The 20,744-nt window shown below is 62.8% G+C and carries 14 protein-coding genes and 1 pseudogene; 11 read left to right on the top strand and 4 right to left on the bottom strand.

What is annotated here, in order from left to right; genetic code table 11:
* From ACMLHG_RS15950 to ACMLHG_RS15900, 11 genes and pseudogenes are all read left to right on the top strand, one after another.
* On the top strand, nucleotides 1–1,631 hold a 1,631-nt coding region (locus ACMLHG_RS15950; protein WP_417171123.1), incomplete at its 5' end, for a hypothetical protein.
* A gap of 3 nt (nucleotides 1,632–1,634) precedes the next feature.
* A pseudogene (locus ACMLHG_RS15945) lies at nucleotides 1,635–2,645 on the top strand (serine/threonine-protein kinase); the annotation flags it as partial.
* Nucleotides 2,646–3,473: 828 nt separating this feature from the next.
* Nucleotides 3,474–4,271 (top strand): formylglycine-generating enzyme family protein, encoded by a 798-nt coding sequence (locus ACMLHG_RS15940; protein WP_417171124.1) that lies wholly within the window; start codon nucleotides 3,474–3,476, stop codon nucleotides 4,269–4,271.
* Nucleotides 4,268–6,241, top strand: coding sequence for an ATP-binding cassette domain-containing protein (locus ACMLHG_RS15935; protein ID WP_417171122.1), 1,974 nt, complete (start codon nucleotides 4,268–4,270; stop codon nucleotides 6,239–6,241). Before ACMLHG_RS15940 ends, ACMLHG_RS15935 begins: the two co-directional genes overlap by 4 nt.
* A gap of 183 nt (nucleotides 6,242–6,424) precedes the next feature.
* Nucleotides 6,425–7,339 (top strand): carbohydrate kinase family protein, encoded by a 915-nt coding sequence (locus tag ACMLHG_RS15930; RefSeq protein WP_294433265.1) that lies wholly within the window; start codon nucleotides 6,425–6,427, stop codon nucleotides 7,337–7,339.
* A gap of 6 nt (nucleotides 7,340–7,345) precedes the next feature.
* Nucleotides 7,346–8,146 carry a 5-deoxy-glucuronate isomerase gene (gene iolB / locus ACMLHG_RS15925; protein ID WP_294433266.1) on the top strand — a complete coding sequence of 267 codons (801 nt, stop codon included), beginning with the start codon at nucleotides 7,346–7,348 and terminating at the stop codon, nucleotides 8,144–8,146.
* 4 nt (nucleotides 8,147–8,150) lie between these two features.
* Entirely contained in the window at nucleotides 8,151–9,662 is a 1,512-nt protein-coding gene (gene xylB / locus ACMLHG_RS15920) for a xylulokinase (RefSeq protein WP_294433268.1), read from the top strand.
* Nucleotides 9,663–9,664: 2 nt separating this feature from the next.
* Nucleotides 9,665–11,005 carry an L-fucose/L-arabinose isomerase family protein gene (locus ACMLHG_RS15915; RefSeq protein WP_417171121.1) on the top strand — a complete coding sequence of 447 codons (1,341 nt, stop codon included), beginning with the start codon at nucleotides 9,665–9,667 and terminating at the stop codon, nucleotides 11,003–11,005.
* A gap of 17 nt (nucleotides 11,006–11,022) precedes the next feature.
* On the top strand, nucleotides 11,023–12,468 hold the full coding sequence (locus ACMLHG_RS15910; RefSeq protein ID WP_417171120.1) for an FAD-binding oxidoreductase: 1,446 nt from the start codon (nucleotides 11,023–11,025) through the stop codon (nucleotides 12,466–12,468).
* A 3-nt stretch (nucleotides 12,469–12,471) separates the two neighbouring features.
* A complete protein-coding gene (locus tag ACMLHG_RS15905) occupies nucleotides 12,472–13,527 on the top strand; it encodes a hypothetical protein (protein WP_417171119.1) in 1,056 nt (351 codons plus the stop codon).
* Nucleotides 13,521–14,345: a class II fructose-bisphosphate aldolase gene (locus ACMLHG_RS15900; RefSeq protein WP_294433276.1), complete on the top strand. Its 825-nt coding sequence runs from the start codon at nucleotides 13,521–13,523 to the stop codon at nucleotides 14,343–14,345. The genes ACMLHG_RS15905 and ACMLHG_RS15900 overlap by 7 nt, the downstream gene beginning before the upstream one ends.
* A gap of 84 nt (nucleotides 14,346–14,429) precedes the next feature.
* On the opposite strand, the gene ACMLHG_RS15895 is transcribed toward ACMLHG_RS15900, so the two are convergent.
* From ACMLHG_RS15895 to ACMLHG_RS15880, 4 genes are all read right to left on the bottom strand, one after another.
* On the bottom strand, nucleotides 14,430–15,785 hold the full coding sequence (locus tag ACMLHG_RS15895; RefSeq protein ID WP_294433277.1) for an MATE family efflux transporter: 1,356 nt from the start codon (nucleotides 15,783–15,785) through the stop codon (nucleotides 14,430–14,432).
* A 202-nt stretch (nucleotides 15,786–15,987) separates the two neighbouring features.
* Complete coding sequence (locus ACMLHG_RS15890; protein ID WP_417171118.1) at nucleotides 15,988–18,660, bottom strand: hypothetical protein; 2,673 nt, start codon at nucleotides 18,658–18,660, stop codon at nucleotides 15,988–15,990.
* 45 nt (nucleotides 18,661–18,705) lie between these two features.
* A complete protein-coding gene (locus tag ACMLHG_RS15885; protein ID WP_294433280.1) occupies nucleotides 18,706–19,446 on the bottom strand; it encodes a DUF1559 domain-containing protein in 741 nt (246 codons plus the stop codon).
* A 137-nt stretch (nucleotides 19,447–19,583) separates the two neighbouring features.
* A complete protein-coding gene (locus ACMLHG_RS15880) occupies nucleotides 19,584–20,690 on the bottom strand; it encodes a GntR family transcriptional regulator (protein ID WP_417171117.1) in 1,107 nt (368 codons plus the stop codon).
* Between the last annotated feature and the right edge of the window lie 54 nt (nucleotides 20,691–20,744).

Raw genomic sequence — 20,744 nt, 5'->3', positions numbered from 1 at the left:
AGAAGGAAGGGTTCTCCGAGGCGCGGGAACAGATGCTGGAAAAACTCGCCGGGGAACTTGCCGACACCCTGCTCAAGAGAGAACAGCTCGAGGAGCGGCTCCGGCTCACCCGGACCAACACCGGCGCGCTCACGCCTGAACAGCTGCAGCGCCGGCTCGACCGCGAAATCCGCAACCGCCACCTCAACCGCATCCGGCTGGAGGAGGCGCAGAGCGAACTGGCCGCGTTGCGCAAGAATTATGCGTTCGCTTCCGGAAACCTCGCCAAACTGAGCGAAGATTACGCCGCCGCGCGGCAGAAGATCAGCGACACCGGCGAACGGCTCGATGAAACCCGGGAGTCGCTCAAGGAGACGCAGCGGGATCTGGAGGAGCAGCGCCGCCGCCTGGAGAGCACCGGCGCCGACCTCGCGAAGACCCGCGAGACACTCGCCGCCCGCGAAACCGCTCTGGCCGGGATGCGGGAGTCGCTCAAGGAGACGCTGAACCGGATGGGGGAGGTTTCCCGCAACGCCCAGAAGACCGAGAGCGATCTTGCCTACACCCGCGGCCGGCTGAGTGCGACCGAGCGGGATCTCGCCGAGAGCCGCAGCCAGCTGGAGCGCACCCGCCGCCTGGCCGCGGCGCGCGAAGTGGAGCGGAACGAGGCGCGCACCCGTCTCGACCAGATGAGCAAGGCGCTCAAGAGCGCGGTGACCGAACTCTCCCGGACCAAGGCGAGCCTCGACGTGACGAAGCAGGAGGCGGAGAATACCGGCCGCGAACTCATCGCAACCCGCGGAGAGGCGGAGACCACTGCGGTGAAACTCAAATCCGCCGAAGAGCGTCTCGCCGAGGCGGAGCAGAAGCTCCGCAGCGACGTGCTGGACCGGTACCACGAAGCCGCGATGCGGCTCGATCTGGCGCTGACCGAGGAGCGGCTGCTGCTCAATCAGCACGGCGGCGGCGTCTACTATCTGCCGCTGGTGAAGCTCGGCGGGAAAAATGTGCTGGTCGCCTCCTTCCATACCCTCGCCGGGGATCTGGACACCCCGCTCAAGTTCGACCGGATTCTGGAACTCACCTACCGGACCCGTCCGGGCGATGCGCCGGAAGAGGGCGCGCCGGGCGTCAACGCGGCCGGGCCGCTCCTGACCGTGCCGGAGGAGCCGAGGATCGCGGCGCTTGAGGTGGCTCCCGAAGGGCGGGTGCCGCTCGAGACGATGACCATCGGCAAGCTCCGCCAGCGCGGACTGCAGAATCTCTATCTCTTCAAGACCTCCTCGTTCGGCAAGGAGTCCGCGGCGCTCGGCGGGCGCTGTTCGATCGATCTTGCCGCCAGCGAACCCTATCTCTACATCCGCAACACCGGTCGCGGCACCGGCGGCAACGAACTGCGCGCCGAGCCGGGGGATCTCGTGCTGAGCCGGGAAGGGGACTTCATCGGCGTGGTGGTGGCGATTGAGAACTTCGACTTCGGCCGCCGTCAGGAGGCGAAATGCTTCGTGTTCCCCGACGAATTCAGCTGGGAGAAGGCGGGGAGCATCCCGATCGTCCGCCGTCCGGGCGAAGAGTATTTCAGCGCCTTCGGCGGCGCGGTGCGGCGCCACCTCGAACAGCAGGTGGAAAAAACGGAAAAAGGCGGGAAGTGACCCATGGCGGAATTCCGGGAAGATCCGCTCAATACGCCGGTGCCGCCGGATGACGAGGCGACGCTGATCTACGGCACCTGCAGCGAAAACCGCCTCTCGCCGGAGAAGCTGCGCGAAATGCTGGGCATTCCCTCCGGCGACCGGATTCAGGATTACGGGGAGCTCTCCACCATCGGAATCGGCGGCGTGGGGGCGGTCTTCGCCGCGCACGAACCCGGACTCAACCGCGACGTTGCGCTGAAACTGCTCCGTCCGCAGTACCGCAACAAGACCGAACGGATTGAAGCCTTCATCCGCGAGGCGCGCGCCACCGCTCAGATCGACCACCCGAACATCGTGCCGGTCCACCGGCTCGGGGTGTTCGACGACGTCGGCGTCTATTTTTCGATGAAGCGGGTGGAGGGGGAAACCCTGCGCATGATTCTGGTGAAGCTTGCCGAGGACCGCAGCGGCTACCGCCGCAAATACTCCCTGCGGCGGCTGATCGAAATCTTCATCGGCGCCTGCAACGGCGTCGCCTTCGCTCACCGCCACGGCATCCTCCATTGCGACCTCAAACCGGGCAACCTGATGGTCGGGGATTACGGCGAGGTGCTGGTCATGGACTGGGGGATGGCGCGGTATCACTGCGAACGGGATCAGGGGCGTTCGGGAACCAAACTTGATCTGGAACTGAATGGCGAGCTCGAGGCGTCGAAAAGTGTTCCGCCGCCGGAGTCTCCGCCGGAGGGCCACGTGGTGGGAGGCACTCCGGTCTTCATGGCGCCGGAACTGCTGACCGGCGAGGTGCCGGAGGCGACCGAACAGTCCGACGTCTACGGCCTCGGCGCGATTCTCTATTCGATTCTGACCTGGCGCAATGCGCCGTTCGATGCGAAACTGTCGCAGGAAGAGCTCTGCCGCGAGGTGGCGCTCGGCAGGTTTGTCCCGCCCCGGAAGGCGGCTCCGGCGGCCCAGCCGCTCCCGCTCGAACTGGAGGCGATCTGCCTCAAGGCGATGGCGCGCGACCGTTCGCGCCGTTACCGCAGTGTCGCCGAACTGCTCGAGGATGTGCGCAACTATCTGGATGGATACCCGGTGGCCGCCTATTCGCCGACGCCGATCTACCGGCTTTCGAAGCTGATCCGGCGTCATCCGCTGGTGCCGTCGGTGCTGATGGCGGCGATTCTGACCTGGTTCGGATTCTACGCGTTTCAGCTGATCAGCAATCTGTCACAGAGCACGTCGCTCATCAATCTGGCCGAATTCAACTATGCGCAGGCGCGCGAATACAATCTGCTGGCGCAGCGAACCACGCGGCAGATCCGGCAGAATCAACGGCAGCCGCAGAACCGGCACAACCGGTCGCTCGAACGCGAACTGCTCCGCCAGCTTGCGGAGATGGAGAACGGATACAATTCCGCGCTGGAGTTCATTTCGCGCGCTCCGGAGCTCGGCATGCGGGCGCCGCAGGTGCAGCGGATGACCCGCGACATCTTCCGTTCGACGCTGGAGCTCTATCTGCACGGACGCGACTACTTTGCCTTGCGGCGGGTGCTGCGGCAGTTCCGCGGGCGGTGGCGGCCGCTCTTCGACGAGGCGCTGGCGGAGGATCCCAAGCTCGAAGCGCTGGTCGCGGCGATCGATTCGCGCGAGGGGGTGCTGGACATCTCCGGCCTCTCCGGGAACGGCTGGCTGCTGACGATCCGCGATGCGAACGGCATTCTGGTCCGGCTTCCGGATGGGCAGACGGCGGAGAATCTGGCGTTCCACGACGGCAGCAACCGTTTCCGATTGCTCGAGGGGCTCTACACGCTGGAGTTCCGGCGGGGCGACGGCGCCGCGCAGTTCAGCTGCCCGGTGATGGTGCCGCTGGCGGCGGAGAATCTGCTTTCGTTCGACTTCCCGGAGCGGAGTTACCCCGGCGAATGGTGTTACGTGCCCGGCGGCGAGTTTCACAGCGGCCGCTCCGGAGGGCGTTCCGGCATCGGGACGAGCCTGCTGCCCTCCTTCCTGATCGGCAAATACGAGGTGACCTTCCGCGACTATCTGAAGTTCTGGAAGAGCCTGACGGATCCGGCGCTGCGCCGCCGCTATCAGGGGTGGTTTGCGTTTGAACCCGGCTCGGGCGGCACCGCGAGGATCTGGGACGACGACGGAGAGCTGACCGCTCCCTTCCGGCCGGAGCTGCCGGTGGTGGGCATCACCGGCGAGGCGGCGGCCGCCTACTGCGACTGGCTCGGCCGGCAGATCAACGCCAGAGTCCAGCTCCCCACCGTGTTCGAGTGGGAAAAGGCGGCGCGCGGCGTCGACGGCCGATCCTATGTCTGGGGAGACACCTACCGCCCCGGGGAGGCGCTGCTGCGCGACCACCCGGCGGTTGCCAAATATCCGGCCGGAGCGCCGCCGGGGAGTTTCCCCGGGGACCGTTCCGGATACGGCGCCTTCGACATGACCGGCAACGTGCGGGAGATCGTCCGGGTTTCGAACGAGAACGGCACCTCCTACTTCTCCGCCGGCGGCTCCGGGCTGACTTCGCCGGAGCAGGCGCAATGTCCCAATATCTACTATATCAACGGCAGTGCCGGCGATCTCGGATTCCGCTGTGTGGTGGAACTGCCGCAGCCGGCAAAGCCGGTTCAGGTGAGTGTGAAGCAATGATCGATTTCAAGGATGTGGTCAAGACCTACGCCGGAGAGACGATTCTCGGCGGCGTGTCATTTCGAATCAATCCGGGCGACCGGGTCGGCGTCGTCGGTCCGAACGGGGCCGGCAAAAGTACGTTGTTCGGCATCATCACCGGCGAGGTCCCGCCGGACCGCGGCACGGTCTCATTGCCGAAGGATCTCCGGTTCGGCATCCTGCGCCAGCATCTGCCGGAGGACGAGGTCGAGCGCCCGCTGGTGGAGTTCACCGCCGACGCGATTCCGGAGCTCCGCACCATGCATGAGGAGCTGCTCCGGCTCGAACAGCAGCTCCATGAAGGGGTCGAAGACAACGATCGGCTCGACGCGCTGCTCGCCCGCCACGGCCGGCTGCAGTCGCAGATCGAACATCTCGGCGCCTACCGGCTGAAATCGGAGGCGGAGGAGGCGCTCAGCAACCTCGGGTTCCGCGAGGCGGACTTTGCCAAACCACTCCGCTCCTTCTCCGGCGGCTGGCGGATGCGCGCGGCGCTGGCGCGCGTGCTGATTTCGCGGCCGGACATTCTGATGCTCGACGAGCCCTCCAACTACCTCGACATCCCGGCGGTGGAGTGGCTCTGCCGGTTCCTGAAATCCTTTCCCGGCACGTTGCTGCTGATTTCGCACGACCGGTTCCTGCTGCGCAAGCTCACCAACCTGACGCTGGAGGTCAACTCCGGGCAGGTGACCCGTTACGCCGGGGATTACGACTACTACCGCGCCGAACGGGAGAACCGCCGCCGGTCGCTGGAGGCGGCCAAACGCAACTCCGACCGCAAACGCGAACATCTCGAACGGGTGATCGACCGCTTCCGCGCCAAGAGTTCGAAGGCGGCGCAGGCCAAAAGCTGGCAGAAGGCGCTGGACAAGATGGAGGAGATCGAACTGCCCGACGACCTCAACTACCACGGCGCGATCCGGTTTCCGGAGCCGCCGCCCGGCGGCGTCGAAGCGGCCCGGCTCGAAGACCTCTGTTTCAGCTACGTTCCCGGCCGGCCGGTGCTCGAGCATGTCAACCTCACCGTCAACGCGGGGGACAAGCTCGCCTTCATCGGCTACAACGGCATGGGCAAGACCACGCTGCTCAAACTCCTGGTCGGCAAGTTGAAGCCGACCTCCGGGCGGGTGGTGCTCGGCCACCACAGCGTCATCGGCTATCAGGCGCAGGAGTTCGCCGATCTCCTGGTGCCGGAGCAGACGGTCTACGATGTGGTGCGCGGCAATCTGCCCGCGGGCGCCAGCACCGCCGGGCTGATGAATGTGCTCGGCTCGTTCGGTTTCTCCGGAGAAGCCGCCTCCAAGACCTGCGGCGTGCTCTCCGGCGGCGAGAAGATCCGGCTGCTCTTCGCCCGGATTTTCGTCAATCCGCCGAACTTTCTCGTGCTCGACGAGCCGACCACCCACCTCGACATCGCCGCGCGCGAACTCCTGCAGGAGGCGATCCGGAACTACTCCGGCACGGTCTGCATCGTCAGCCACGACATCGAATTCGTCCGCAATACCGCGACCGGCATCATCGCGATGGAGCCGCCGGGCATCCGGAAGTACTTCGGCAACTACGACTACTATCTGGAGAAGTCCGCGGAACTGCGCGCCGCCGGCGTCACCACTTCTCCGGAGACCGGCGCCGGGCTGATGAACGGCTCCCCCGATCTCGCCCGCAACCGCCGCCGCGCCCGCGCCCAGGCCCGCGAAGCGCTCGCCGCCGAACGGAAGCGCGCCGAAAACGAGGTCGCCGCGCTGGAGGAGAAACTCGAGGCGCTGGAAAAGCGGCGCAGTGAACTTCTCGAACAGCTTTCCGGAGGCGGCAGGATCGATTTCTCCGGGGTCAACCGCGAGCTTTCGCAGGTCCAGGCCGACATCGCCGCGACCGAGACCGCCTGGGAGAGCGCCGCCGAGGCGCTTGAAGAGGTCCGCCGCAAAAACGCCGAAATCCATCAGGGTTGAATTTCCGCCGCCCCGTTCCCCGGGCGGTCTTTTTGTCTTCCATATGATAAATTTCTCAAAAGTTTATCATTTTACCATCAATATTTCTCATATAATCATCAAAAGAGGCTCTTGCATTTGGATTGAACCGGAGTATACTATCAGAGAAGACGGAAGAAATCCATTGATTCAGGAAAGAGCAAAATGAACCAGAAAACGAATGCTCCGGTGGAATTCGTTGCGATGGGGTACTGCAGCAACGACTACCTGTGCCGGGTCCCGCAGATTCCGATCGATCACAAGGTGGAGATCATCGAACATCAGATTCAGGGGGGCGGTCCGGCGGCGGATGCGGCGGTGGCGGCGGCGCGGCTCGGACTGCGGACGATGTTCGTGACCAGCGTCGGCAACGACGACGGCGGGAAGCGGATTCTCGCCGATCTGGCCCGCGAAGGAATCGATACGTCACGGATTCCGGTGCGGGAGGGGTGCGGTTCGCCGATGGCCTACTGCTGGATCGACTCCGACGGCAAGCGCAGTGTGGCGTGGACCCACAACGGCCTGCGGCTGCTCACCGCGGAGGAGGTGCCGTACGATGTGATCGCCGGAGCGAAGATGCTCCACCTCGACGGCCATCACCCTGAGGCGGCGCTGGCGGCGGCGAAGTGCGCGAAGGAGAACGGCGTGCTGTTCAACTTCGACGCGGGGACCATCCGCCCCGGCGTCGAACAGCTGGTCGAGCTGGCCGATCTGCTGATCGCGTCGGAGTATTTCGCCCGGACCTTCACCGGCGAACAGGATCTCGACCGGGCCCTGTTGAAACTGGCGAAATATCAGGCGAAGGTGACCGGCATCACGCTGGGGGCGGGCGGCTCGATCTTCTACGACAACGGGGAGATCCGTCGGTTCCCGATCTTCCCGGCTCCGGTGGTCGACACCACGGGGGCGGGGGACTCCTTCCACGCCGGATTCGCCTTCCGATATCTGCAGACGCAGGATATTGCAGTGTGCGCGCGGTTCGCTTCGGCGGTCGCGGCGATCAAATGCGGCAAGCTTGGCGCCCGCGCCGGACTGCCGACGCTCGAACAGGTCGAAACCTTTCTCAAAGAACAGGAGTAACGCAGCATGAACACACAGAATCTCTTGATCCACTGTCCCGCGAAACCCGGATTCAACCGGATCTTCGACGTCGGCGAGTACAACATGAAACTGACCGGATTCGGATTGCTCGTGCTGCGCGCCGGCGAGAGCCGCCAGAGCGACACCGGTTCGTTCGAGGTGGCGCTGGTGCTCCTCGGCGGGAAATGCCGGGTCACCGGCGACGGCTTCGATTTCGCCGAAGTCGGCGGCCGGAAGAACGTCTTCGACGGCAAGCCGTACACGGTCTATCTGCCGCGCAACACGAAGTACACCGTCACCGCGCTCACCGATGTGGAGATCGCGGTCAACACGTCGCCGGCGAGCCGCGACACCGCGCGCCCGACCGTCATCACGCCGGAGATGACCCGCACCTTCTCCATCGGGCGGGACAACTTCACCCGGCAGGCGACCGTGATGCTCGACGAGACCTTCGATTCGGAACACTTCTACATCGGCGAAGGGCTGATCCCCTCCGGCAACTGGTCGGGATATCCGCCGCACCGCCACGACATCGACAATCTGCCCGATGAGATCGACATGGAGGAGACCTACTTCTACCTCTTCGATCCGCCGCAGGGTTTCGGCATCCAGAAGGTCTACACGCCGGACGGGCGGATTGACGAGACCTACACCGTCAAGAACTACGACACCGTCGCGATCGCCGAAGGGTACCATCCGCTCTGCGGCGCGCCCGGCTATCAGATGTACTATCTCTGGACCATGACCGGCGCGGTCAACCGGGGGCTGATCTCCTCGAAGGACCCCGCCCACGCCTGGGTGAAGTGACGCGATGAGTGCCCGCGACCTGCTGCTCGGAGTCGATTTCGGCTCCGGGGGGTGCAAAGTCACCCTGATCGACACCGCCGGTCATCTGGCCGGCGAAAGTTCGGTCGAGTACCGGACCTGGTACGAACACCCCGGCTGGGCGGAACAGGAGCCCGGCGACTGGTATGAGGCGATGTGCGCCGCGCTCGCCCGGGTCCGCGCTTCCGGCGTGGACTTCGGCCGGATCGCCGCGCTCGCCTTCGACGGCAGCACCCACAACGCGGTGCTGCTCGACGGCGCGATGAAGCCGCTCCGCCGCACCATCATGTGGACCGACCAGCGCAGCACCGCCGAATGTGCCGAACTGGAAGCGGAGTATGGCGAACGCATCTATGCGACCGCCTACCAGCATCCGACGCCGACCTGGACGTTGCCGCAGTTGCGCTGGCTCTCGAAGCATGAGCCGGAGGTGCTGCGCCGGACCCGGCACATTCTCTTCGTCAAGGATTATGTCCGCTATCTGGTGACCGGCGTCGCCGTGACCGACCACATCGAGGCGCAGGGAACGCTCTTCTACGACATGAAGAAGCGCGCCTGGTCGGAGGAGCTGGCGGCGCTGGCCGGCATCTCCGTCGAGGTTCTGCCGCAACTGGTCAACCCGGTCGACCGGGTCGGTGAAGTGACCGCCGAGGCCGCCGGACGGACCGGGATTCCGGCCGGAACTCCGGTGATCTGCGGCAGTTCCGACTCCGCCGCCGAAGATTACGGCGCCGGAGCGATCGAGCCGGGCGACGCGATCGTCAAGCTGGCCACCGCCGGGAACGTCAATGTGATGACCTCCGAAGCGCATCCGCACCCGCAGACGCTCACCTATTCGCACATCGTGCCGGGCATGTGGTACACGGTTTCGGCGACCAACGCGGCGGCGGTCTGCCAGCGCTGGTTCCGCGACCTCTTCTGCGAGGCGGAGAAGATCCAGGCGGAGAAGCTGGGCATCAAGAGCTTCGAACTGATGGACCGCCTGGCCGAAGCGAGTCCGGCCGGGGCGAACGGAATTTTCTTCCACCCCTATCTGCAGGGGGAGCGCTGTCCCTACTGGGATTCGAGCCTGCGCGGCAGTTTCATCGGGCTCGGGATGGGGAGCAGCCGCGGCGACATGCTCCGGGCGCTGCTCGAAGGGGTGGCGTTCAGCCTGCGCGACTGCCGGCGGCTGATCGACGAACTCGAACTGCCGATGAAGCGGATTTTTCTCATCGGCGGCGGGGCGCGCAGCCGGATCTGGAGCGAGATCGTCTGCAACGTGATGAACGTGCCGGTCGAACTGCCTTCGCCGGGCGACGCCAGCTTCGGCACCGCACTGCTGGCCGGGACCGGCGTCGGAATTTATCCCGACTGCCGGAGCGCGGTCCGCGCCTGTCTCGCCATCTCCCGCCGGATTGAACCGGACCCGGCGCTGAGCGCGAAGTATGCAGAACGTTTCGAAACCTACCGCGCCGTACATGACGCACTGGCGCCGATTTACAGAGGAATGAAATAACCATGAAACAGTTGAAGGTCGGGTACCTGCCGCTCGTCAAGGGCAGCTGGGTCAATGGAAAACAGGAGATCCGCCGCGCCGAGGTGATCGGGATGTTCTCGAAGCTCGACGCCGAAATCGTCGAAGAGGGGCGGATCATCGTCACGGAAGAGGAGGCGAACTCCTCCATCGCGAAGTTCGAACAGGAGAGAGTCGACGCGGTGATCGTCCACTTCCTGAGTTTCGCGCTCGGCGCGGTGGTGCCTGCCGCCGCGAGACGGCTCGGCGTGCCGGTGATCTTCTGGTCCGAACCGGAACCGCCGTGGGACGGCGGCCGCATCCAGAAGAACAGCTTCTGCGGCACCAACTGCAACGCCCACGCGCTCTGGAAGATGCGTCTGCCCTACACCTTCGTCTACGGCGAAGGGCCGGAGGCGGTCGAAGCGATCGGCCGCAAACTGCGCGTCGTCGCCGCAGTCAAGGGGTTGCGCAATCTGCGCATCGGCTCGGTCGGCGGACGGGTCCCCGGCTTCTACGCGAGCAACTACGACGAACTTCAGCTGCTCGACACCTTCGGCATCTCCACCGAGAAGCTGACCATGCTCGAAGTGGTGGAGAAGGCGCGGAAGATTTTCGCCGACAGCGCCGAACCGTGCGCGCCGGTGGCCGATCCCATCCGTTCGTTCGACATCTCCGACGAGGAGCGGCGGCGGCTCAAGGCGCTCTTTCAGGCGTTCGTCGAAACCGCGGAGAAGTACCGTCTGGATGCCTTCGCCATCCGTTGCTGGCCGGAGTTCAGCGACATCTACGGCATCGGCGTCTGCGCGCTGATCGGATTGCTGAACGAGGCCGGATTCGTCACCGGCTGTGAAGGAGACATGATCGGCACCGTGACGATGAAGCTCGGTTCGTTGCTGGTGCCGGGCGAGAAGCCCTTCTTCTGCGACCTCATCAGCTTCGACGAGAAGGCGAACACCGGCGTGGTCTGGCACTGCGGCGCGGCGGCGCCGAGCCTCTGCCGGAGCGGCTGCGAACCGCGCTTCTGCAAGCATTCGATCATCGACGGCGGCGGCGTCAAGGGGGTGAGCTGCGAGTTCCCGCTCAAGCCGGGCCGGGTGACATTGATGCGCATCGGCGAAGACCGCGACGGCGGCTACCGGCTCTTCATGGCCGCCGGCACCGCGCTGGAGACGGAGCAGCTGCTGCGCGGTACGCCGCTTCAGGTCGAATTCGACGAAAAGGTCTCCGACCTGATCGAGACGATCATCGACGAAGGGGTCGAGCACCACTATGCGCTGATCCACGGCGACGTGACCGCCGAACTCAAGCTTTTCGCGAAATGGATGGGTATTAAAATCATTTAACCTCAACAGGAGTGATCATGCAACTGGCAAAAGACAACTACATGTACCAGATGATCCGCTGCGAACTCGTCGACGCGGTCGGAGCGGAATTCGTCAACTCCGGCGCGGCCGACGGGCTCGGCCACTCGATCGACTATTACTGGATTCCGGAGATGTGGCACGACCGCGGGCGCGAACCGCAGAGACCCGACTTCATCGTCCACCCCGGTTCGACCGAAGAGGTCGCCAAGGTGATGAAGATCGCCAACCAGTACAAGATTCCGGTGACGCCGTGGGGCGGCGGTTCCGGTTCCCAGGGCGGCGCACTGCCGGTCTACGGCGGCATCATCCTCGACATGAAGCGGATGAACCGGGTCATCGAGATCGATACGCGCACCCTTTCGGTCACCTGCGAAACCGGCATCAACGCCCAGCATCTCGAATGGGCGGTGGAGAAGGCGGGCTATTCGACCATGCACTTCCCGGCGTCGATCGCCTGCGCCACCATCGGCGGATTCCTCGCCCACCGCGGCACCGGCGTGCTCTCGACCAAGTACGGCAAGATCGAGGATATGGTCATGTCGCTCGAGGTGGTGACGCCGACCGGTGAGATCATCCACACGCTCCCGGTGCCGCGCCACGCCTCCGGGCCGGATCTTACCATGCTCTTCCTCGGCAGCGAGGGGACGCTCGGCGTGATGACCAAGGTGACGATGAAGATCCATCCGATTCCGGAGGCGCGCAAGTTCCACGCGTTCCTCTTCCCGGATATGCACACGGCGATGACCGCCGGCGCCGGACTGATGCACAGCCGTCTCCAGCCCTGCGCGGTCCGTCTCTACGACGGCCCGGAAACCGCGAAGCTGATCAAACGGGTGCTCGGCATCGACCGCGAAGGGGCCTATCTGGTCTTCGGATTCGACGGGCCGGAGAAGGTGGTTGACCTCCAGATGGAGCGCGCCTGCGAAATCTGCCGCGCCGCCGGTCCGAAGGAGGACCTCGGCACCGAATCGGGCGAAGCGTGGTGGAAGAACCGCTACAAGTTCTTCTATCCGCCCTACATGTTCCACATGCCGCAGGCGTTCGGCACGCTGGACACCGTCGCCACCTTCAGCAAGATCGAAAATGTCTACTGGGCGATGAAGAACGTGGTCGAAGAGGACTTCCCGGAAGCGTCCTTCATCGGTCACTTCTCCCACTGGTACGACTGGGGCTGCATGCTCTATGCGCGCTTCATCTTCGAAAAGGCGCCGGACGATCCGGCCGAGGCGGCGGCGCTCTACAACCGCGTCTGGGATCTCGCGATCCGCGCGGCGATCCGCGAAGGCGGTGTCATCAACGAGCATCACGGCGTCGGCCTCAAACTCGGCCGCCTGATGAAGGAGCTCTACGGCCCGGCAATGTACGTGCTCGAAGACATCAAGAAGCAGCTCGATCCCAACAACATCATGAATCCCGGCAAGATGGGTTTCAAAGGAGTCTAAATCATGCAGATCAATCAGTTTCCCGAAGTCATGTCCTCGTGCCGGTTCTGCTTCATGTGCCGCCATCTCTCGGCGGTCGGCCAGGTTTCCGGCCGTGAATCCGACACGCCCCGCGGCCGCGCGCTGATCGCCGACCGGGTGCGGATGCATCCGGAGGAGATCGGCAACGCCGACTTCATCGACGCGATCTACCGCTCGGACCTCTCCGGAGCGAACCGCTTCCACTGCGACGGCTACCACGACGGCAAGGGGTACGACGAGATCGGGTTGCAGCTGGCTCTGCGCCGCGACATCGTCGATGCCGGTTATGCGCCGGAGAAGGTGAAACAGCTCGTTGCCGAACTCAAGGCGACCGAGAACTGGAGCGTCGAAGGCAAGGCTGACGTGCTCTACTTCGTCGATCCCGGCACCGCGGCGCGTCTGTCGGTGGAAAAGGCGGTGAAGGCGGTGCTCGACAAGGCGAACGTCTCGTACGCCGTGGTCCGGGGCGGCTGCATCGGCAAGGCGCTGAACGTGCTCGGTTTCACCGCGGATGCGAAGGCGGCGATGGAGAAGTTCGCCGCGGTGGTCAACGGCACCGGAGCGAAGGTGCTGCTGGTCAGCAATCCGGCCGCGGCCGACGCTTTGAAGAGCGACTTCAAGGCCGCCGGAGTGAACCTTGTTCCGGAGGTGATGTTCACCGCCGGATACTTTGCGAAACTTGCGAAGGAGGGGCGTCTCACCTTCGCCGGGAAGACCGGCGTCGCGAGCTACCTGCCGAGCGATTACCTCAAGAACTACCTCAAGTGCGACTGCGCCGAACAGCTGCTCGCACTGCTCGGCGTGAAGAACCGGATGTTCGGCACCAACGTCGAAGAGTCCTACACCGCCGGGGAGGGGGCGCTGGTGCTCGACCGGCTCTATCCGGAACTCGTGAAGATGCTGGCGGTCAAGGTCGCGGCGCAGGCGGAAGCCGACGTGCCGGTGATCGTGGCGAGCGCCAACACCGCCGATGCGCTGGAGGCCGCCGGACTCAAGTGCGTCACGCTGGAAGAGGCGGCGGAGGCCGATCTATGCTAGTTACGATGAATGAGATCCTTCCCGCCGCCCGGCGGGAGGGGCGTGCGGTCGGTGCCTTCAACATCGGCAACTACGAGACGGCGCTGGCGGTGGTGCGGGCGGCCGAAGAGCTCGGCCAGCCGGTGATCGTCCAGCTCTACAGCCGACTGATCGACAACGGGCACGGAGAGCCGCTGGGGGCGGCGGTCCGCGTCCTGGCTGAACAGGCGTCGGTGCCGGTCGCGCTCCATCTGGACCACGGCTCTTCGGTCGAACAGGTCCGGCGGGCGATCGCGGCGGGATTTACTTCGGTGATGCTCGACGCGTCGAAACTGCCGTTCGACGAGAACGTCGCGGCGGTCCGCGAGGCGGTCAAGCTCGCCCGTGAGGCGGGGGTTTCGATCGAAAGCGAAATCGGCCACGTGCCGATGGGGGGCAGCACGATGGCGGTCTCCCAGCTCGATGAGACGGTCCGTTTCTACGAAGAGACGAAGGTGGACGCTCTGGCGGTTTCGATCGGGACCGCCCACGGCTTCTACAAGGATACGCCGAAGATCGATGTGGAACTCGCCCGGCGGATCGGGGAGGCGATTCCGATTCCGCTGGTGCTGCACGGCGGTTCGGGAACGCCGCCGGAGAAGATCCGCGCGGTGATCGCCTGCGGCATCGCCAAGGTGAACATCGCGACCGAGTTCCAGTACGATTTCCAGCAGAAGCTCAAGGCGCGGCTGCTGGAGGCGGGAGACAAGTTCATCGCCGCCGACCTGCTGATGGCGCCGGTGGTGGACTCTTCGACCGAGTTTATCAAACGGGAGATCCGCTTTCTGGCGGGATTGTAACGGGGGGAGACGGGGGAAGGCAGGCAGAGCCTTCTCCCGTCGGCGGGAGACAGCGGAGCGATCCGTTGCCTCCCGTTTTTTTGTTCACCGGGTGATGTTTCTGACCCACTTGTAGCGGCGGTAGTGGAGCATGACCCACGGCACCTTGCCGACCTCATCCACGCAGGTGCAGGCGTAGACCACCAGCACCGGCAGGTGGAAGTAGAAGGCGCCGAGAAATGCGCAGGGCAGGGCGATTCCCCACATGCAGACGGCCAGGCTGTACACGTCGAACAGCGTGTCGCCGCCGGAGGAGAAGATGCCGTTGATGACAACGGTGCAGACACAGCGGCCGATCATGTAGATCGAAAGGATGACGAACATCCCCACCATGTAGTGATGCGCCTGTTCGGTCAGCTCAAGAGAGTGCGACACCAGCGGAATGACGCTGAGAATGACCAGGGTGGAGAGAAAGCCGATCAGAAACGAGAGGATCATCGCCCGGTCCCCGTAGGTCTTCCCCAGCTGGAGGTTGCCGGCGCCCAGTTCGTTGCCGATCAGGATTCCCGCTCCCGCGGCGATGCCGTTGCAGAGACAGCACATGAGGTCGCGAACCACTGCGGCGATCGCGTTGGCCGCGGCCGCATCCGGCCCCATATGGCCCATGATGGCGGTGTAGGAGGTGAAGCCGATTCCCCAGAGCAGAAAGCTGCCGAGCACCGGGAGCGTGTAATGCCAGAAATCCAGGAAGAGGGTCTTGTCGAAGGTGAAAACCGCTTTGAGTTTCAGCGGAATGAAGCTTTTCTCGTAACTGGAGACGATGCACCAGACCAGTTCGATGACCCGGGCGAGCACCGTCGCCAGCGCCGCGCCCTTCACCCCCATGGCCGGAGCGCCGCACAGGCCGAAGATGAAGATCGAGTTGAGGACGATGTTGGCGATGACCGCGCCCGAACTGATCCAGGCGGAACGGGAGGCGTGCTCGCTGACGCGCATGATGGCCAGATAACATTGCGACACGCCGGTGAGCAGGTAGGACCAGCTGGCGATTTTCAGGTATTCCGCGCCGATCTCGACCAGCTCCGGGTCGTGGGCGAAGAGGAGCATGAGCTTTTCCGGAAAATAGCGGCAGCCGAGGAAGAACGCCACCGAAACCAGCATCGCTTCGTGAATGCTCAGACCGAAGATTCTGCCGAGGGCGGCGGTATCCTTTTTCCCCCAGTACTGGGCGCCGAGGATTCCCGCACCGCTGACGATCGCGCCGAGCAGCATGTTCTGGACGAACTGGATCTGGGTGGCGAGGGAGACGGCCGCCATGGCGTTCTGGCTGACCTTGCCGAGCATGACGGCATCGGCGGCCGCCACCAGGGCGAGCATCAGGTTCTGCATGGAGATCGGGAAGGCGAGGGACAAAAGTTTCCGGTTGAAAACACGGTCTTTTAACGGATTTGAGAGAAACATACAGCAGTTCCTGACAGGATTTTTTCAGAGGTTGTATCGATCGAGTTCACCGGCTCCGGAATCGGTACCGTCATGGCCGGTGCCGGTGACTGCCGCATACTATACTGTCATTTAATACAAATACAACTTGAAAAATAAATTCCGCCCCGGGAAACCGGTAAAAGTTTCCTCCGGGACGGAGTTTCTGCCTGAATCCTGACGATCAGTTGATGTATCCGGCGGAAGCGTTGCTTTTCTGCCAGAGTTCCACTTCGACTTTGACGTTGTCGATCCAGACCCTTCCGGTGGCGACGCCGAGATAGAACTCCAGGGTGATCAACCGGGTGTCGCGATGGAAATTCGGCATGGGGCCGGATTGCCATGTTTTGTGAGTCCAGCCGAACGTTCCCTTGTCCCAGTTGCCGCCGCCGAAACTGACGCGGCGCATATCCGCCGCCCGGAAGGCCAGCGTGAGCCCGGCTCCGGTGCCGACGACATTTTCCGCCTTCTGGTCGTAACTGACTTTGAATACGACGTATTGGCCGGCTTTCGGGACCGGAATTTCCGACATCGGCAGCTTGCTGAGGATGCCGTACCAGCGGGTCTGTTTCCCGCTTTCCATCCGCACGGAACTTTCGCCGGCGGCTTTTTCCACCCGGTCAATTGTCACGGTGAACGAATGTTCGCCGGCCGGGACGGTCAGTCTGGTTTCATCCAGCAGCTTGCTCCAGCCGGGGATGCGGCCGTTCTCTTCGGCCAGTTCGAAATCCGCATTGGCGATGTTCAGCATTTTTTTCTCTACCAGCTGCGGTTCCGGGTGTTTCACCGGGCCGGGATTTTCACCGATTTCGCCGAGGACGAAAAGCGGCGTATCCTCGCGCATCGCCAGCATCAGTTTCCCATCCCGGACCGGCATCGTCGTTTCCCGCCCCATCACGTCGACGAGCCGGAGCGTTTCCGCGGAAGAGGGCAGCGTCACCCGGGCCTTGTCGGTATCGTTGAGCAGAATGACGTTGACAGTGCCGCTGCCGCTTCTGACCCGGTAGGCCTCCACCCAGCCGGAATCGGCATTGGCGGTCAGATTGAGCTCTTTCTCAAACTCACCGTCGCCGGTGAGGCGGATCAACGTGGCATAGGCCACATATTCCGGCCGCTGGGTGTAATCGGCATCGAGCATTTCCGAGACCCAGCCTTCCCGCACCTCCGGAATTTTCCGCAACAGAAACTTGCAGAGCGCCCGGCCGCCCTGGTTGAGTTGCGGCAGAAACTGCGCGTAAGTGCGTTTGATCAGCTGGCGCAGGATGTCGGCAGACAACTCGTATGTTTCGGTTTTAACCAGACCGCCGATTTCGGTCAGGACAATCGGAACCTCTTTGCCGCATTGTTTCATTACCTCCCGGATTTTTCCGAGATCGGCGCTGTAATGGGTGCAGAAGATATCGGTATCATTGCGCGCTTCAGAGTTCCAGAAACATTGCATCCACGGCTTGTACGTGTGGCCTGCCGGTACGGCGCCGGTGGTGCTGGGGCCGATCTGCGCATCCGGATCACCCGCTTTGATTGCCCGGGCCGTGGCGATATAGTAGTTGATGAAATCCCGGAGAATCGCCGCATCGTCCCCTTTGATCGCACTGGCGCGGCTCCCCATCCAGAAATTGCTGGCGTCCACTTCGTTGCCGATTTCATAATAGGCGATCGAATCGCCGTAACGCTGCGCCATTTCAGTGTAATAGCGGCGGTGCATTTCCATGAATTCCGGTTTGGGGATGAAGTTCCCTTTGGCGGGCAGTTCGGTTCCGGCGGCGTCGCTGGCCCAGGAGGGAGTCGGCCAGCCGGTGGTGACGACCTGCCGGAGGCCGTATTTCCGGTAGAGTTCGGTTTGCCGGTCCGCCTCGTTCCAGTCGAATGGAGCGCCGGGGGCGGTCTGCTGGTGTATCCAGTTGAGCCGGTGGGTCCGGACATACCGGATACCGATCCGGTGCATGAACGCGGCATCCATCCGCCGCTGTTCCATCGGGTAAAAGGTGTGGGGGTTGACCATGGCGCCATATTGGTTCTTCTCTGAATCCCGGACGCGTTGCGGCACTTCCGGAATGATGGAAAACGCTCTCCGGCGTTCCTGCAGCAAGGTTCCGGAAGCATCGCTTTCCCGGGCGGTGAGCTGATACCAGCCGTTGGCCAGTTTCGGCAATTCCAGAAGTTTTCCGTTCTGCCACCTCCCTTCTGCCGCGGTTTTGCCGTCGAAGTCGGTGACGCTCCAGGTCACGGTGTTTCCCGGCGAGACCAGATTTTCCACCTGAAATGTGACAGCTTCGCCCGGCGCAAATACTGCCAGTTCATTGCCCGGAACCAGATCCACGCCGGCATCCCGGAGGCGGACGTTGCGGAATTCCGCCTTGCCCGGGCCGTTGGCCGCCAGATAGACGTAGGTTTCCCGGCCGTCGGCCGGCAGGGTGAACGGCAGATCGACGTGCGTCCACTCCTGCGGGGCCCTCTTCCATTCGCCGCCGACATGGCGCCAGACGGGTTTGCCGTCCGCGAGGGTGGTCCAGAACACCACGCCGCGGTACCCGGCCTGACCGGCTCCGCGCACATCGAAGGAGAAATTGTATTTTTCGCCGGCTTTGAGCGGTGTGCGGAAATGGATCAGCATCACTTCAAATTTTCCGCCTTCGGTATCCAGCGTCAGAATCCGGTCCGTCACGGAAGCGGCCGGCCGGTTCGGGGAACGCGGCGGCAGGCCTTTGCGCACCGGTGTGTCGCGCAAACTCCAATCGGCCGGGACACCCTTTTCATCCAGCCGGGAAAAACCGGGATTCCTGAGAAATTCGGCTCCGGACAGCACCCCCGCGGTGAAGAGGCAACTCAGTATGCCGCAGATGCTTGATAATTTCATGATAACAACCTTTCTGTTTTTCTGCTTGGCCGGGGAGAGGTTCCCTCAGTTATCCCAGCGGACTCTGGGGTCATCCCAATAGCTGGTCTGACTCATGTCGCCGGCGGCGAATCCGGTTTCCCAGCCGCCGGAAGAGGAACGCAGTCCGATCGTCCATTGCCGGACGGAGGCGTCCAGATAGGATGCTCCGACTGTAACCGTTTCGCTCAGGCGTGGCTGGGAAAAGCCGGAAGAGACCAGCTGCACCTGGGAGGAATGAAAATTCCGCAGTTCATGAACAATCGCCTGTTTGCCGGGGCGGGCAAACGTGTTGGTTTTCAAAATGTATTTTCCGGCATTTTCCGCACCGTGGTGCAAGGGGTAACGCCAGGTGTAGCTGGCGAATTTATGCCAGCTGGTCGCGTCGCCGTCAGCCGGCGTGTAGTGCCAGTATTGCGGGAAGCTGGCAATGCTCTCCTTCGTGTTGTCCGAGGGGCAGATCGCCACTTTGAGCGAACGAATATAAGGAAAAAGTTTCCACGCCCAGCCGGAGAGCAGGAATCCTCCCTGCACGTGCCAACTGTTTCCTTTGTACGTCGTCGCGACCCGGTATGGCAGGAAATCGTTGTAGTCGTTGGTATACATGGAGAAACTGGTGGCAATGGTCTTGAGATTTCCGGTACAGCTGGCCTGACGGCCCCGTTCTCTGGCCTTGTTCAGAGCGGGAAGCAACATGGCCGCAAGAACCGCAATGATTGCGATAACGATAAGAAGTTCGATTAAGGTAAATTTTGCGCTCTTTCTCATGATCACTTCCTTCCAACCTCCCTGTCGTTTCTTTTTGTTTTTTCATTCGACTCACGGCCCTGTCGTCGGATTGCTGTTTTCGATTGAGGCGAAAATGGTTGTTTTTGAAAGATTTTCAGGCGGAACGAGCCATTCTGCTATACTTCTCCACTCAGTTTCTTCAAGGTCTCTCCCTCGATGAAAACCGGGGAAATCATGGCGTACTGCACCGGCAGATCGGGATTGCGTTCCCGGGCCCGTATCAATTCCAGCGCTTTGAAAGCGTGGTCCCGCAGCGGAACCTTGAGGTAGCTGAGTTTGGGCCGGTAGAAGGGCACCTCCTGTCGATCGCCGTTCGCAACCAGAGACACATCATCCGGAATCCGTATTCCGAGATCGGTCAAGGCCGCCGTCACTCCCCAGACGAATGGGATCCAGGTGATAATTGCGGTGAACGGCAGTTTGCGGCCGAAACTCTTCAGCTTATCGTAAATGGCCCGGTGCGGCAGCTCGAAGCGGGGGGTTTCCACCAGAATGCTCAATTCCGGAACGGCGTCGGCCCCCAGAGCTTCCGTGATCCGCTGTTTCCAGACCGAGTAGAAGGTCGGGGTTCCCAGTTGCAGCTGGTCGTTCATTAACGTGTATTGTTCGATCAGGGCGATCCGGGAGTGTCCGGCCGCCGCCAGACGGTCCAGAATGACCTTCAACTCCAGCTCCATGGAGCCGGCAACGGTGTCCAGACCGAAGTGATGCGCCGGAACACCAATCAGAACCACAGGCTTCTCATGGCTCCGGAAACGATCCAGCAGTTCCGCGGGCATCTGATTGACCGCCTGGGGCGCAAAGCAGAGCAGGGCATCGCAGTTCTGCCATGCATCGGTCAACATGCGGTCCTCCCAGTGCCGGGCAAAATAGAGTTTCGGCAGCCAGCCGTCCTGTTCGGCGGCTTCACTGGCATACATCACGAAATCGGAATTCTCCGGCGCCGTCCAGCTCGGGACGATGATACCGAGCTGGCGTTGAACCTTGCAGGCCGGAATCTGCGGGGAAACAAACGTTCCAACCCGGGGAATCCGTTCCAGATAGTGTTCTTCGACCAGTTGTCCGATCGCTTTTCGGATCGTCATGTAACTGGCGTCAAGTTTTTCCGCCAGCTCCCGTTCCGACGGCAGAGCTGTTCCGCGTGAAAAATTCCCGATTTTGATCTGCCGGAGCAGATGGGTTCGGATATCTTCCGTTCGTTTTCCGGAGGTTCCATTCAACATAATGTGATCCCTGTTGAAATTCATCTTGCTACATATTATAGCAGCTTGCTATGT

The sequence above is a fragment of the Victivallis sp. genome, assembly GCF_048170485.1.
Classification (GTDB): domain Bacteria; phylum Verrucomicrobiota; class Lentisphaeria; order Victivallales; family Victivallaceae; genus Victivallis.
The sequence above is the reverse complement of the archived record's forward strand: the minus strand, read 5'-3'. Positions and strand labels throughout refer to the sequence as shown.

What these genes read in the sequence shown, in the direction of transcription:
- iolB (WP_294433266.1), top strand. Translation starts at nt 7,346, where the DNA reads ATGAACACACAGAATCTCTTGATCCACTGTCCCGCGAAACCCGGATTC.
- ACMLHG_RS15930 (WP_294433265.1), top strand. Translation starts at nt 6,425, where the DNA reads ATGAACCAGAAAACGAATGCTCCGGTGGAATTCGTTGCGATGGGGTAC.
- ACMLHG_RS15910 (WP_417171120.1), top strand. Translation starts at nt 11,023, where the DNA reads ATGCAACTGGCAAAAGACAACTACATGTACCAGATGATCCGCTGCGAA.
- ACMLHG_RS15935 (WP_417171122.1), top strand. Translation starts at nt 4,268, where the DNA reads ATGATCGATTTCAAGGATGTGGTCAAGACCTACGCCGGAGAGACGATT.
- ACMLHG_RS15940 (WP_417171124.1), top strand. Translation starts at nt 3,474, where the DNA reads ATGGTGCCGCTGGCGGCGGAGAATCTGCTTTCGTTCGACTTCCCGGAG.
- xylB (WP_294433268.1), top strand. Translation starts at nt 8,151, where the DNA reads ATGAGTGCCCGCGACCTGCTGCTCGGAGTCGATTTCGGCTCCGGGGGG.
- ACMLHG_RS15885 (WP_294433280.1), bottom strand. Translation starts at nt 19,446, where the DNA reads ATGAGAAAGAGCGCAAAATTTACCTTAATCGAACTTCTTATCGTTATC.
- ACMLHG_RS15915 (WP_417171121.1), top strand. Translation starts at nt 9,665, where the DNA reads ATGAAACAGTTGAAGGTCGGGTACCTGCCGCTCGTCAAGGGCAGCTGG.
- ACMLHG_RS15890 (WP_417171118.1), bottom strand. Translation starts at nt 18,660, where the DNA reads ATGAAATTATCAAGCATCTGCGGCATACTGAGTTGCCTCTTCACCGCG.
- ACMLHG_RS15905 (WP_417171119.1), top strand. Translation starts at nt 12,472, where the DNA reads ATGCAGATCAATCAGTTTCCCGAAGTCATGTCCTCGTGCCGGTTCTGC.
- ACMLHG_RS15900 (WP_294433276.1), top strand. Translation starts at nt 13,521, where the DNA reads ATGCTAGTTACGATGAATGAGATCCTTCCCGCCGCCCGGCGGGAGGGG.
- ACMLHG_RS15880 (WP_417171117.1), bottom strand. Translation starts at nt 20,690, where the DNA reads ATGTTGAATGGAACCTCCGGAAAACGAACGGAAGATATCCGAACCCAT.
- ACMLHG_RS15895 (WP_294433277.1), bottom strand. Translation starts at nt 15,785, where the DNA reads ATGTTTCTCTCAAATCCGTTAAAAGACCGTGTTTTCAACCGGAAACTT.